The 13,692-nt window shown below is 72.7% G+C and carries 12 protein-coding genes; 4 read left to right on the forward strand and 8 right to left on the reverse strand.

Annotation, left to right across the window (positions count from 1 at the left end; all coding sequences use genetic code 11):
* Positions 1-6: 6 nt before the first annotated feature.
* From ACTMTU_RS20660 to rsmI, 7 genes are all read right to left on the reverse strand, one after another.
* Positions 7-1,320: an acyltransferase family protein gene (locus tag ACTMTU_RS20660; RefSeq protein WP_441264979.1), complete on the reverse strand. Its 1,314-nt coding sequence runs from the start codon at positions 1,318-1,320 to the stop codon at positions 7-9.
* Positions 1,321-2,132: 812 nt separating this feature from the next.
* Positions 2,133-3,038, reverse strand: coding sequence for a 4-(cytidine 5'-diphospho)-2-C-methyl-D-erythritol kinase (locus tag ACTMTU_RS20665; RefSeq protein WP_441264980.1), 906 nt, complete (start codon positions 3,036-3,038; stop codon positions 2,133-2,135).
* Complete coding sequence (gene rsmA, locus ACTMTU_RS20670; RefSeq protein WP_441264981.1) at positions 3,035-3,895, reverse strand: 16S rRNA (adenine(1518)-N(6)/adenine(1519)-N(6))-dimethyltransferase RsmA; 861 nt, start codon at positions 3,893-3,895, stop codon at positions 3,035-3,037. Before rsmA ends, ACTMTU_RS20665 begins: the two co-directional genes overlap by 4 nt.
* Positions 3,892-5,373, reverse strand: coding sequence for a ubiquitin-like domain-containing protein (locus tag ACTMTU_RS20675; RefSeq protein WP_441264982.1), 1,482 nt, complete (start codon positions 5,371-5,373; stop codon positions 3,892-3,894). The genes rsmA and ACTMTU_RS20675 overlap by 4 nt, the downstream gene beginning before the upstream one ends.
* Positions 5,374-5,494: 121 nt before the next feature.
* Positions 5,495-6,364: a TatD family hydrolase gene (locus tag ACTMTU_RS20680; protein ID WP_441264983.1), complete on the reverse strand. Its 870-nt coding sequence runs from the start codon at positions 6,362-6,364 to the stop codon at positions 5,495-5,497.
* Between the two features lie 33 nt (positions 6,365-6,397).
* On the reverse strand, positions 6,398-6,904 hold the full coding sequence (locus ACTMTU_RS20685; RefSeq protein WP_441264984.1) for a hypothetical protein: 507 nt from the start codon (positions 6,902-6,904) through the stop codon (positions 6,398-6,400).
* A gap of 156 nt (positions 6,905-7,060) precedes the next feature.
* Positions 7,061-7,915 (reverse strand): 16S rRNA (cytidine(1402)-2'-O)-methyltransferase, encoded by an 855-nt coding sequence (gene rsmI / locus ACTMTU_RS20690; protein WP_441264985.1) that lies wholly within the window; start codon positions 7,913-7,915, stop codon positions 7,061-7,063.
* Positions 7,916-7,978: 63 nt separating this feature from the next.
* Here rsmI and ACTMTU_RS20695 point away from each other — a divergent pair, with 63 nt between their 5' ends.
* Complete coding sequence (locus ACTMTU_RS20695) at positions 7,979-9,709, forward strand: dolichyl-phosphate-mannose--protein mannosyltransferase (RefSeq protein WP_441264986.1); 1,731 nt, start codon at positions 7,979-7,981, stop codon at positions 9,707-9,709.
* 94 nt (positions 9,710-9,803) lie between these two features.
* Here ACTMTU_RS20695 and ACTMTU_RS20700 read toward each other — a convergent pair whose 3' ends face one another.
* Positions 9,804-10,313, reverse strand: coding sequence for an allene oxide cyclase barrel-like domain-containing protein (locus tag ACTMTU_RS20700; protein ID WP_441264987.1), 510 nt, complete (start codon positions 10,311-10,313; stop codon positions 9,804-9,806).
* Between the two features lie 276 nt (positions 10,314-10,589).
* Between ACTMTU_RS20700 and ACTMTU_RS20705 the strand changes: the two genes are divergently transcribed.
* Genes ACTMTU_RS20705 through ACTMTU_RS20715 form a run of 3 tightly spaced genes read left to right on the forward strand, consistent with a single transcriptional unit; the run spans position 10,590 to position 13,649 of the window.
* Positions 10,590-12,233, forward strand: coding sequence for a penicillin-binding transpeptidase domain-containing protein (locus ACTMTU_RS20705; RefSeq protein WP_441264988.1), 1,644 nt, complete (start codon positions 10,590-10,592; stop codon positions 12,231-12,233).
* A 55-nt stretch (positions 12,234-12,288) separates the two neighbouring features.
* Positions 12,289-12,783, forward strand: a complete 495-nt coding sequence (locus ACTMTU_RS20710) for a YbaK/EbsC family protein (RefSeq protein WP_441264989.1) — start codon at positions 12,289-12,291, stop codon at positions 12,781-12,783.
* Positions 12,780-13,649 (forward strand): EamA family transporter, encoded by an 870-nt coding sequence (locus ACTMTU_RS20715; protein ID WP_441264990.1) that lies wholly within the window; start codon positions 12,780-12,782, stop codon positions 13,647-13,649. Before ACTMTU_RS20710 ends, ACTMTU_RS20715 begins: the two co-directional genes overlap by 4 nt.
* Positions 13,650-13,692: the final 43 nt, after the last annotated feature.

Consider the following 13,692-nt stretch of genomic DNA (forward strand, 5'->3'; position numbering starts at 1 on the left):
TACTTGTCAGGCGCGGCTGCCCCGTCCGGCCCGTTCCACCAGCAGCCAGCCGCCGAGCGCCATGGCGACGGCGGCGGGGGCGCTGACGTGCACGGCGACCACCATCGCCGTCCTGCCCTCGAGGAGCCCGCCGAATCCGACCATGGAAAGACCCAGGATGCCGAACAGGCAGAGCGTGATCCCCGCGGCGGCGATCGGCCCGGTGCCCGGCACCGGCGTGACGGCGCTCCGCACGGGACGTTCGAACCTGCGGAACGCGGCGACGAGCAGCGCGGTCAGTCCGGCCGCGGCGGCGATGCGCAGCGGCGTCTGCGCCCACCAGGCCGCCGACGCCGGAGCCCGCAGCGGAAACCCGGCAGCGATCATGGCCCCGTAGACGCCGAGCATGGCGGTGAGGTGCCACAGGAAGGCGGTCATGGCGACCCCGTTGGCGGCCACCACACCCCGCCAGACGCGAGCCCGCCGCACGAACCGTCCGCCCGGTCCCTTGAGCAGCTCGACCGCGCCGACCAGCCACAGCCCGTGGAACAGCAGGGCGAGGGTCGGCGGGGCCATGTTCGAGATCTTCTCGCCGGGCATCCCGACCATGGACAGCGGATACGGCCCGAGGGCGACGAGCGCGGCGGCCCCGGCGAGACCGGCCGCCGCCAGAGCGGCGGGCATCCGGATGCGCCCGTCGGCGCGCAGGAAGCCGAGCTGGTGGACGGCGAGCCAGACGAAGGCGAAGTTCAGGAACTCGACGAAGGGCACATGGGCGGCGAACCGCAGCACGTCCACGGCCGCCGCCGCGCCGAGGAGCGCGCCGAACGCGCCCCAGCCGAACCGCTCGTGCAGCTTCAGCAGCGGCGGGGTGAAGGCGACCATGGCGAGGTAGATCCCGATGAACCACAGCGGCTGCGCCACGAGCCGCAGCGCCACCCCGGTCATCCCGCCGCCCCCGCCGAGCAACTGCACGACGAGCGCGGCGGCGCCCCAGACGAGGACGAACGCCATCGTGGGCCGCAGGAGCCGCTGGAGCCGGCCGCGCAGGAACACCGAGTACACGGGCCGGTCCGGGTGCCGGCGCCGCAGCGACCGGTAGGACAGGGCGTGCGAGAACCCGCCGACGAAGAAGAACACGGGCATCACCTGAAGGGCCCAGGTGAGCAGCTGCAGTTCCGGCACGACGGCGAGAAGGTTCCCGATGCCGTCGTCGGTGACCGCCGCCATGAGCCAGTGCCCGGCGACGACGGTCCCGAGCGAGGCGACCCTCAACAGATCGATGTACCGGTCCCTGCTGCCGGGGGTGGCGGCGGCAAGCTCACGAACGCTGGTTCCCATGGGGGTTACGGTGCCGGGGCGGCGGGGTCGAGCGGGAGAGCGCTCGTACTCAGGTGGGCGGTGAGTATGTGGGCGGGCGGGGGCAGGCGCGTGGGCCGCGGGGGCGGGGGCAGCCGCGTGGGCCGCGTGTGGGCCGGGGCAGGCGCGTGGGGCGCTGCGCGGGCGCGTGCGGGCGCGGGGGCCGCGTACGGGCGGCGGGGGCCGCGTACGGGCGCGCTGACAGCGTGGGCCGCGGGCAGGCGCGTGGGCCGCTGCGCGGGGCCGTCTCCCCTCCCCGCCCCTTCCCGAACCGGGGCAAGCCCCGGACCCCGTACGGCCTTCGGCCGTGCCCTCAATCTCCCCCTACGGCCTGGCGGCCGTGGGAGGTGCCCCAGGCGGGCCGGAAATGCCGCTGCGCGGCACCCAGCCTGCCAGCGGCCCCCGGCCCTACCGGGCAACTCCAGCCCCGCCGGCGATTGAGGCGCGGGGGTCCGGGGGCAGAGCCCCCGAAACACCGCGCGCAGCGCGGTGCCGGGCCCGGGCGGAGCCCGGTACGGAGCGCGCACGAGGTCCGGGCGGAGCCCGGTACGGGGTCCGGGCGGAGCGCGCACGGGGTCCGGGCGGAGCCCGGTACAGGGTCCGGGCGGAGCCCGGTACAGGGTCCGGGCGGAGCCCGGTACAGGGCGGGGCCCGGGTCCGGGAAGGGCCCGGGTCCGGGCAGGGCCCGGGTTCGGGAAGGGCCCGGGTTCGGGAAGGGGCGGAGCCCGGGTTCGGGAAGGGGCGGAGCCCGGGTTCGGGAAGGGGCGGGGTGGGGAAAACGCCCCGCGCAGCGGTCACGCCCCGCCCGCGACCACCCTCGCCCCCACCGCCGGCGCCCCCGCAACCCGCGCGGCCCGGCACGTGCCCGACGCGAGCAACGCAGACGCCACCGCCTCCGCCGCATCCTCGTCCTTGACGAGGAACGCCGTCGTCGGGCCGGAGCCCGAGACGAGCGAGGCGAGCGCCCCCGCGGAGACACCGACCGCAAGGGTGTCCGCGAGGGACGGGCGCAGGGACAGGGCCGCCGGCTGGAGGTCGTTGGAGACGGCGTCCGCCAGCGCGAGGACGTCGCCCGTGCGCAGCGCGTCGAGAAGCGCCGCCGAGGCCTCCGGCTCCGGAACGGCGCGGCCCTCGTTCAGCCGGTCGAACTCCCCGTACACCGCGGGCGTGGAGAGCCCGCCGTCCGCCACCGCGAACACCCAGTGGAACGTCCCGCCGACCGCCAGCTCGGTCAGCCGCTCGCCGCGGCCGGTGCCGAGCGCCGCCCCGCCCACCAGGCTGAACGGCACGTCGCTGCCCAACTCCGCGCAGATGGCGAGCAGTTCGTCACGCGAGGAGCCGAGGCCCCAGAGCGCGTCGCACGCGAGCAGCGCGCCCGCGCCGTCCGCGCTGCCGCCCGCCATGCCGCCGGCGACGGGAATGTCCTTCTCGATGTGGATGTGGACGTCGGGCGAGATGCCGTGGCGGGCTGCCAGCAGTTCCGCGGCCCGCGCGGCCAGGTTCGTGCGGTCCAGGGGGACCTGCCCGGCGTCCGGGCCGGAGCAGGTGATGCTCAGGGAGGGGGCCGGCCGTACCGTCACCTCGTCGTGGAGGCCGACCGCCAGGAAGACGTTGGCCAGGTCGTGGAAGCCGTCGGGGCGCGCCCCGCCGACCGCCAGCTGGACGTTGACCTTGGCCGGCACCCGTACCGTGACGCTCACTTCTTCGCCTCCGCGATCCGCGCGAACTCCTCCACCGTCAGCGACTCGCCCCGTGCCTGCGGCGACACCCCCGCGGCGACCAGGGCCTGCTCCGCCGCGGCCGGTGATCCTGCCCATCCGGCGAGCGCGGCGCGCAGCGTCTTGCGGCGCTGGGCGAAGGCGGCGTCGACGACCGCGAAGACCTCCGTCTTGGAGGCGGTCGTCGCCACCGGCAAGGTCCGGCGCACGAGGGAGACGAGGCCGGAGTCCACGTTCGGCGCGGGCCAGAAGACATTGCGGCCGATCGACCCGGCGCGCTTGACCTCGGTGTACCAGTTGGCCTTCACCGAGGGCACGCCGTACACCTTGTTCCCGGGGCCGGCGGCCAGCCGGTCGGCGACCTCGGCCTGGACCATGACGAGCGTCCGCTCGATCGTCGGGAAGCGGTCGAGCATGTGCAGCAGGACCGGCACGGCGACGTTGTACGGCAGGTTCGCGACGAGCGCGGTCGGCGGCGGCCCGGGGAGCTCCTGAACGTGCATCGCGTCCGAGTGCACCAGCGAGAACCGCGAGGCGCGGTCGGGCAGTCGCGCGGCGACCGTCGCCGGCAGCGCGCCGGCGAGCACGTCGTCGATCTCCACGGCCACGACCCGGTCGGCGGCCTCGAGCAGCCCGAGGGTCAGCGAGCCGAGCCCGGGGCCGATCTCGACGACCACGTCGTCGGGCTTCACTTCGGCCGTGCGCACGATCCTGCGGACCGTGTTGGCGTCGATGACGAAGTTCTGGCCGCGCTGTTTGGTGGGGCGTACGCCCAGCGCGGCGGCCAGCTCGCGGATGTCGGCGGGGCCGAGGAGTGCGTCGGGATCAGTGGTGCTCACCGATACAGCCTACGGCCGCAGTGCGGCCACGGACTCGCCCCCCGCTGCACATAGAGCTTCTTCGCCCGGTACGTCTGTTCCTCCGCGGGCGCGTCCTGCGGACGCCCGGTGCCGCCGAGGGAATGCCAGGTCGCGGTGTCGAACTGGTACAGCCCGCCGTAGGTGCCGGAGGGGTCGACGGCGCCCGGCCGCCCGCCCGACTCGCACTCGGCGAGCGCCGCCCAGTTCAGCCCGTCCGCCCCGCGTACCGAGGACGGCGGCTGCCTGGTGCCGACCTTCACGCGCTCGGTGACGGGTTCGCGCACGACGTCCGTGGCGGTCCGCCGCGGTTTCTGGCGTACGCCGTCGACGGTCCGCAGGGCGTACGTGACCCGGCGCACGCCCGGCCGTCCCTGCCGCACGACGACCTCGGTACCCGTGAAGAGCGCGGGGTCCAGGGTCTTCTCCACGGCGAAGCCGATCGGTTCCTCGCGTACCTCACGGCTGCCGGTGATCCGTGTGACCGTGACGGTCTGGCCGTCGTGGGGGTAGCCGCCGGGCGGCACGGAGGTGGCGTCCTGTCCGCGCAGCACGATCCCCGCCTCGCCGAGGGCCTCGCCCACGGTGGCGGCGTTGGTGCGGATGGTGCGTTCGCGTCCGTCGGCCATGAACGTGACGGCCCTCTCGGTGCGCACGTCCAGCGCCAGGCCGGTCCTCGGGATCCGGGTCGAAGGCGGCACGGAGAGGTACGCGCCCTCCGCGCGCACGCCCAGTTCCCGCAGGGCCGCTCCGACGGTGGTGGCCGTGGTCCACACCTCGCCGGTCCGTCCGTCGAGGGTGAGTCTCAGCGGTCTGCCGTGGCGGACGGTGATCTCGTCGCCGCTGTCTAGGTCCGCTTCGGGGCCGGGGGCGACGACGTCGTGGGCGCGCAGGTCGAGGCCCTCGTCCTCGAGGAGTTCGGCCACGTCGTCGGCGAAGGTGTGCATGGTCCGCGGCACGCCGTCGACGGTGAGCCGGACGGCCTTGTCGTCGGCCACGAACGCGGTCGTCCCGCCGGCGAGGAAGACGACGACGAGGGCTTGCGGGACGAGCCGCCGCAGCGTGTCCGGCCGCTCCGCGGGCCGGCGGCGCCGGGATCCACCGCGTCGCGCCTGCGCGCGGCGTACCGGCTCCTCGGCGACGCCCGCGTCCCGGAGATCCACGTACGGCAGGGTGGGCGCCTGCGCCACGGCCGCCCGGCGGTGCGGCGGGACGGCTCCCGCCGGGACCGTGCCCGCGTCCGGGTCCACGAGGGTCAGCGCCCCGCGGTCCAGGTACGGCAGGGTCGGCGCGTACGCCGCCCCGCGAGGCGCCGCGGCCCGGCCGTCCACGACCGTCGGCTGCGGCGCGCTGCCGTACGGCGCCACGGTGACCCGGTCGGCACCGGTCTCCGCCTGAGGCCCGGCACCGGCACGGCGTGAGCCGCGCGCCGCACGGTGACTGCCCTGCGAATTACTCACGCTCACGACGCTCCGTAAGGTCCGGTCAGCCAAGTGGCACCGGACAGTAGCGGAGCGTTGGTCACTCTCCAAAGCGACGCGAACACTCAGCGTTGCGACAGGTGAGGTCGCCCGGATCGGGTCAGTAGCCGAACGCCCGGGCGGTATTGGCCGCGATCGCCGCCGCCAGCGTGTCCTCGTCGGTGCCCCTGACCTGCGCCATGGCCCGCAGCGTGACCGGAATCAGATACGGCGCGTTGGGCCGTCCGCGGTACGGCGCGGGGGTGAGGAACGGCGCGTCCGTCTCGACCAGCACGAGATCGGCGGGCGCGACGGCGAGCGCGTCACGCAGCGGCTGCGCGTTCTTGAAGGTCACATTGCCGGCGAAGGACATGAAGTAACCGGCGGCCGCGCAGACTTCGGCCATTTCCGCGTCGCCCGAATAGCAGTGGAAGACCGTGCGCTCCGGCGCGCCTTCCTCCGCCAGAATGCGCAGCACATCCGCGTGCGCCTCGCGATCGTGAATGACGAGCGCCTTGCCGTGCCGTTTCGCGATCTCGATATGCGCACGGAACGACCTTTCCTGCGCGGCCATTCCCTCGGGGCCGGTGCGGAAGCGGTCGAGTCCCGTCTCGCCGACGGCCTTGACCACGTCGAGGGCGGCCAGCCGGTCGATCTCGGCGAGGGCGTCGTCGAGCGCCGCGTACCCGCCCGCGTCCCGTGCCCCCTGCCGCGACCAGCCGTCAGGATCCCCGAGCACGATCCTCGGCGCCTCGTTGGGGTGCAGGGCGACGGCTGCGTGCACCTCGCGGTGCGCTGCGGCGGTCTCCGCGGCCCACTGGGAGCCCTTGATGTCGCAGCCCACCTGGACGACGGTCGTCACACCGACCGCGGCCGCCCTGGCGAGGGCCTCCTCGACGGTGCCTTCCTGCATGTCCAGGTGGGTGTGCGAATCGGCGACCGCGACACCGAGCGGTTCGGGCAGCGGCGGCGGTGCGGATTTCGAACTCATGGGCGCGATCCTACGGAATCCGCCCCCGGTCGCTCACTTGCGGTGGTGGAAGGGGTGCAGCAGGTCGGAGAGGTGCCAGTGGTGCTCCTCGGGCGCGGCATCCCCGCCCGTCCCGCCTTCCGCGACGGCCTCCTCCGCCGTCGACCCGGACGGCGGCGGCGCGGAGGAGGTGGGTCGGTCCGCGGGTCGGTCCACCCGCGGATCGGGCACTTCCTCGCCCGGCAGCGCCCCCGCAGGGGACACCTGCGGCACGGCGCCCGCGACGGTGGAACCGGTCTCGGTCAGGCCCATCAGGTTCTGCACCGTGGAGACCCGCCCCGCCCGCATGATCCTTACGACGTGACCGCCGCAGTTGACACAGGTCGGGCTGGACAGCGGCGAAGGGACCCGCCGCCCGTCCGACTTGTAGACGACGAATTCCTGGCCCGACGGATCGACGTGGTGCTCGATGTCGTAGGACTGCTCCCAGCCGTGCCCGCAGCGCATGCACGCGAAGGAATACTCCTCGTGCACCTTCGCGGGTCCTGTGGTCTCACTCATGCCAGCTCCTCTCCACCTGATCCAAGTGGACGCCTTTTCCGGCGGGAGCGCACCAGCGCCTGTCGATCGATTGAGCGGTCTTGGGATTTTCCATACGGAAAAGCGGTCAGGACACGGTCTGCGCTTTGCTTTTCACGATAGACCTTTATCCCCCGCCTACGCGGGTCGAGCCGCGTTCTTCGCCGCGACGACCGCGTCGAAGACCTCCCGCTTGGGAAGCCCCGCCTCCGCGGCGACCGCCGCGATGGCCTCCTTGCGCCGCTCCCCCGCCTCCTCCCTCACCTGGACCCTGCGCACCAGCTCGTCCGCGCCGAGCTCCTCCGGCCCGGACTCGGGCGCGCCCTCGACGACGACGGTGATCTCACCGCGGACGCCTTCCGCCGCCCAGGCCGCCAGCTCGCCGAGGCCGCCGCGCTTCACTTCCTCGTACGTCTTGGTCAGCTCGCGGCAGACGGCGGCCCTGCGGCTCTCTCCGAAGACCTCCGCCATGGCGGCGAGCGTGTCGTCGAGGCGGTGCGGGGCCTCGAAATAGACGAGCGTGCGGCGCTCGCCCTGGACCTCCCGGAGTCTGCCGAGCCGTTCACCCGCCTTGCGGGGCAGGAAACCCTCGAAGCAGAAGCGGTCCACCGGCAGCCCCGACAGCGCGAGAGCGGTCAGCACTGCGGACGGGCCGGGTACGGCGGTGACCTTGATGTCCTTCTCCACCGCGGCGGCGACCAGGCGGTATCCGGGGTCGGAGACGGAGGGCATGCCCGCGTCGGTGACGAGCAGCACCCGTGCCCCGCCGGCCAGCGCCTCCACGAGCTCCGGTGTACGGGCCGCCTCGTTGCCCTCGAAGTAGGAGACGACCCGGCCCCGGGTGTGCACACCGAGGGCCTGGGTCAGCCGGCGCAGCCGCCGGGTGTCCTCGGCGGCGACGATGTCGGCGCCCTCCAGTTCGGCGGCGAGCCGGGGCGGCGCGTCCGCGACATCACCGATGGGCGTCCCTGCGAGTACCAGCGTTCCAGTCACACTCGCCATCCTCCCAGCACTGCCGAGCACCGATCGCACAGCCGTGTTCCCTACGATGGCGCGGTGACCAGTACCGCGCCACAGCCCCTGCGGGGCAAGGACGACGCCGAACAGCAGCCGCCCGGCTGGGAGAGCCGGCTGCGCCGATTCGGCTACACGCCCCGGCCAGTGATCGGGCTACGGGACCGGCTGGTGCCGCCTTTCACCCGGCCGTCCCGGCAGGTGTGGGCGGTCTTCGGCATCCCGCCGCGGGCGGTGGAACCGCTGCTCCGCATCGCCGCGTGGGGCGGACCGCTGATGGTCGCCCTGGTCGCGGGCCTGCTGCGGTTCTGGAACCTGGGACAGCCCCATGCGGTGATATTCGACGAGACGTACTACGCCAAGGACGCCTGGGCGCTGATCAACCAGGGGTACGAGGGCAGCTGGCCCAAGAACGTCGACAAGTCGATCCTGAACGATCCGTCGGCCGTCGCGGTCCCCACCGATCCCGGTTACGTGGTCCACCCGCCGGTCGGCAAGTGGATCATCGGCCTCGGCGAGAAGATGATCGACTTCTCACCCTTCGGCTGGCGCTTCATGGTCGCGGTGCTGGGCACGCTGTCGGTGCTGATGCTCTGCCGCATCGGCCGGCGGCTGTTCCGATCGACGTTCCTCGGCTGCCTCGCGGGTCTGCTGCTGGCCGTGGACGGCCTGCACTTCGTGATGAGCCGCACGGCTCTGCTCGACCTGGTGCTGATGTTCTTCGTGCTGGCGGCGTTCGGCGCGCTGGTGCTCGACCGCGACCGGTCACGACAGAAGCTCGCGGCGGCGCTGCCGGAGGACGACGACGGCAGGCTGCGTCCGGACGCCCGCGTCGCGGAGACCCTGCGCCTGGGCTGGCGGCCGTGGCGGCTGACGGCCGGAGTGATGCTGGGCCTGGCGGCCGGCACCAAGTGGAACGGGCTGTACATCATGGCCGCCTTCGGCCTGATGACCGTGCTGTGGGACGTGGGCTCGCGCCGCACGGCCGGCGCGGTCCAGCCGTACCTCGCCGTCCTGAAGAAGGACCTCGTCCCCGCCTTCGTCTCCGTCGTGCCGGTGGCGCTGGTGACCTACATGGTCTCGTGGACCGGGTGGCTGGTCACGGACAAGGGCTACCACCGCAACTGGGCCTCCACCGGCGCAGGCAAGGACAGCGCCTGGAGCTGGCTCTTCCCCGACTGGTGGCGCAGCTTCTGGCACTACGAGAACCAGGTCTACGACTTCCACGTCGGTCTGACGTCCGGCCACACCTACGAGTCCAACCCATGGAGCTGGCTGGTCCTCGGGCGCCCGGTCTCGTACTACTACGAGGACCCGAAGCCGGGTGTCGAGGGCTGCCCGAAGGACGCGGTCGACAAGTGCGCCGCGGAGGTCCTCGCCCTCGGCACCCCGCTCCTGTGGTGGGCCGCCTGCTTCGCGATCTGCTACGCACTGTGGCGCTGGCTCTTCCGCCGCGACTGGCGTGCGGGCGCGATCCTGTGCGCGTTCGCCGCGGGCTGGGCCCCCTGGCTGATGTACCAGGAGCGCACGATCTTCCTCTTCTACGCGGTCGTGTTCGTCCCGTTCCTGTGCCTCGCGGTGGCGATGATGATCGGCGCGATCCTCGGCCCACCCGGCTCCGACGAACGCCGCCGTGCGATCGGCGCGATCGGCGCGGGCGTACTGGTCCTTTTGATCGTCTGGAACTTCATCTACTTCTGGCCGATCTACACGGGCACCCCGATCCCGGTCGACGAGTGGCGCAACCGGATGTGGCTGGACACCTGGGTGTAGCAGTAGAGGGCGCGGCTTGAGGCCGCGCCCTCTTCGTGTTCCTGCACTGCTGCCACCGGCGGGCCACTGGCCACCCTCACGGAGGCGGGGTCGGTCAGTGCTTGAGGTCGATCGTGAAGCGCCTCGTGCCCGGAGCGATCGTGTCGGCGTGGACCGAGCCACGAGCCCGGTCGTATTTTCCGGTGCCGCCGGTGATCCCGTTGTCGAACGAAGGGGGAGGGCCCGGGACGAGATGGCCGAAGACCATCCCCTGCACGGAGAGCTGGCCGCCCGGGAGGGTGTAAGTGACGATGCACACCTCAGCTCCGCCGTTCTCGACCCGGGTGGTGGTGCAGGTGCCAGCGGTCTCGCCGACCTCATTGCCGGCCTGGTCGAAGAGGATCGAGCGGACGACGGTCCGATCGCCCTGGGCGGGGGCGCCGCCCGGGTTGACGGGGAAGCGCGACTGCTCCGCGAGCCGGCCGATGAGTGTGATGACCCGGTCCTTGCCCTCGGCGTGGGCGGAATCGGTGTCCGTCGCGGAGGCGGCCGCGACAGGGACGCAGGCGAGAAGGGTGACCAGCGCGGTGGCCGTGCCGAGACAGGCCGCTCTGATGGGGCGCATCGTGGGGCTCCTGAGGTCGATGATCATGGATGATCCGGTGGCGCATTCATAACCTCGGCTCTGCCGCCGCCCGGAACATCCCGGCCCGACCCACCGGAAGATCCGACCAGTCGGGCCAAGGACCGACCCAGGACGAGCGACCGCCCGATACCTGACATCGCGTCGCGTCGCGTTCCCATAACTACCGCCCCCTGTGTCACTCCCGTCACGTAGAGTGCGAACGACTCATGTTCTGAACATGTTCAAGGTGTGCACTCTGGGGAGGGGGCTGCGGTCATGCGCAGTGGAGCAAAGGTCGGCATCATCGCCGGCGCGTTCGTGGTGATCGCCGGTGGCGTGGGCTACGGCGGCTACAACCTGTACAACGGGCTCACCGGCTCGGGCGGGGGCGGTGGCGCGAGCACCAAGGCAGCGTCGGGCGAGAAACGGAGCGGCCCGCCGAGCGCGGACGAGATCGAGGAGACCGCGACGGAGTTCCTCGCGGCCTGGGCCGCCGGCAAGGGCTCCGAGGCGGCGCAGCTGACCAACAACCAGGGCGAGGCCGAGCCGCTGCTGACGGGTTTCACGGAGCAGGCACGAGTCTCGAAGGCCGTCATCAAGGCCGGCCCGGCGGCGGGCGCGACGGTGCCGTTCACCGTGGAGGCGACGGTGACGTACGAGGGGAAGAGCAAGCCCTGGTCGTACGCCTCGAAGCTGACCGTGGTGCGCGGGCTCACCACGGGCAAGGCGCTGGTCGACTGGCAGCCGTCCGTCGTCCATCCCGAACTCACCGCGGGCGCCTCGCTGGTGACGGCGGAGGCGTCGGCCCCGCCGATCAAGGCGCTCGACGACAACGGTGTCGAGCTCAGCGAGGAGAAGTTCCCCTCGCTCGGTCCGGTCCTCGACGCGCTGCGCAAGGAGTACGGGGACAAGGTCGGCGGCACGCCGGGCATCGAGCTGGCGATCACCTCCGCCGACGCGAACGTGCCCGACCGCAGCCTGCTGACGCTGACCGAGGGAAAGTCCGGCACCCTGCGCACCACGCTGGACGCCGGGGTGCAGGCGGCGGCCGAGAAGGCCGTGGCGGACTACGCCAAGGCGTCCGTGGTCGCTGTCCAGCCCAGCACGGGCGAGATCAAGGCGGTGGCCAACACCCCCGCGGAGGGCTTCAACACGGCGTTCCAGGGAGCGCAGGCGCCCGGTTCGACGATGAAGATCGTGACGGCCGCGATGATGCTGGACAAGGGCCTGGTGAACGGGCCGAACTCGCCGGTCGAGTGCCCGTCGACGGTCACCTGGGAGCGGGAGTTCCACAACCTCAAGGACTTCTCGATCCCCGGCGCGACGTTCCAGCAGGCCTTCGCCCGCTCCTGCAACACCACTTTCATCAAGCCGGTGAAGCCGCTGGGCACCGCCGCGGGCACGGCGCTCGGCGAGACGGCCGCCAAGTACTTCGGCATCGGCCTCAACTGGAAGGCCGGCGTCGTCACCGTCGACGGAAAGGTCCCGGAGTCGACGGGTTCGGAGACCGCCGCCTCGTACATCGGCCAGGGCCAGATCCAGATGAACGCCCTCAATGTCGCCTCCCTCGCCGCGACCGTGAAGAACGGCGGCTTCAAGCAGCCGGTCATCGTCCCGCAGAGCCTGGACGACCGTGAACTGGCGACCGCGCAGCGGCTGCCGGCCTCGATGGCGGCGTCCCTGCGGCAGATGATGCGCGCGGCCACCGTGGGCTCCGGCACGGCGACGGCGGCCATGGCGTCCGTCGGCGGCGACAAGGGCGCGAAGACGGGCTCGGCGGAGGTCGACGGCCAGGGCGACTCCAACAGCTGGTTCACCGGCTACGCCGACGACCTGGCCGCCGCGGCGGTCGTCCAGGCCGGCGGACACGGCGGCGACTCGGCGGGCAGCACCGTCGCCCGGGTGCTGAACGCACGCTGAACCACCGGACGAAAACGTTCGCATGGCCCGTACAGCTACCGCTAGCGTGCGGGCCATGAGCACTCACGACGACACCACCGGCGCCCACCCCCGTTTCGCCGAGGCCCTGCGCGAGCTCGGTCTCGACGTCCCGGTGCGCCGCTTCCCGGACGCGACCCGTACCGCCGCTCAGGCCGCGGAGGCCATCGGCTGCGACGTCAGCGAGATCGTCAAGTCGCTGATCTTCACCGCGGACGGAGTGCCGGTACTCGTGCTGATGGACGGCTCGTCGCGGGTGGACGTGGAGCGGGTACGGCAGGAGCTCGGCGCCGAGTCCGTGAAGCGCGCCGACGCCGACCTGGTACGGGAGACGACGGGCTACGCGATCGGCGGCGTCCCGCCGTTCGGCCACCGCACCCGCACCCGGGTGCTGGCCGACCGCGGGCTGCTCGACCACGACGTGGTGTGGGCGGCGGCGGGAACCCCGCACACGGTCTTCCCACTCGACCCGAAGTCCCTGATCGCGCACGCGGGCGGCAGTCTGGTGGATGTCCGCGAGCGCACCGCGTGACCCCTCTGGTCACCGGGGCGGTCCTCGCCGCGGCGTTGACCCACGCCGGCTGGAACGCGCTCGCGCACCGGATCAAGGACCGGCTGGTCGTCTTCACCCTGATCGTCGGGGGGGCGTCGGTCATCGGTGGGCTGATGGCGCCGTTCGTGCCGGTCCCGGCCGCCGGCGCCTGGCCGTATCTGGTCGCGTCGGCGGTACTGCACGTCGGCTACCACGCACTGCTGCTGCGGTCGTTCAGCCTCGGGGACTTCGGCCAGGTGTATCCGATCGCCCGCGGCACGGCCCCTCTGGTGGTGACCGCCGCTGCCGCCCTGTTCGTCGACGAACGGGTCGGCGGCGGGCAGTTGGCGGGCGTGGTGGTCGCCTCGGCCGGGCTCGTCGGCCTGGCGGTGTGGGGCGTCCTGCCGCTGGGCCGCCGGGCGGGGGAGGCCGCGCGGCCGCACTGGCCGGCGGTGACGGCGGCGCTCGCGACGGGCCTGTCGATCTCCGCGTACACCGTGATCGACGGGATGGGCGTGCGGGAGGCCGGTACGGCGGCCGGCTACATCGCCTGGCTGATGATCCTGGAAGGCATACCCCTGGTCCTCTACGCGATATACGTCCGCCGGGCCGCGCTGTGGCCGCAACTGCGGCCGTACGCGGGGCGCGGGCTGCTGGGCGCGGCGATGGCGGTCATCGCGTACGGACTGGTGCTCTGGGCCCAGACGCGTGCGCCGCTCGCGCCCGTCGCGGCGCTGCGCGAGTCGTCGATCATCGCGGGAGCGGCGATCGGCGCGCTGTTCTTCAAGGAACGCTTCGGTGGCCCGCGGATCGCGGCGGCGGTGCTGATGGTGGCGGGCATCGGCCTGATGCTGACGTCCGACTGACGCCCTCTGCGACGGCCGGGCGCAGCCGGATGCCGGCACCCCG

This window comes from Streptomyces sp. OZ13 (assembly GCF_052068155.1).
GTDB lineage: Bacteria > Actinomycetota > Actinomycetes > Streptomycetales > Streptomycetaceae > Streptomyces.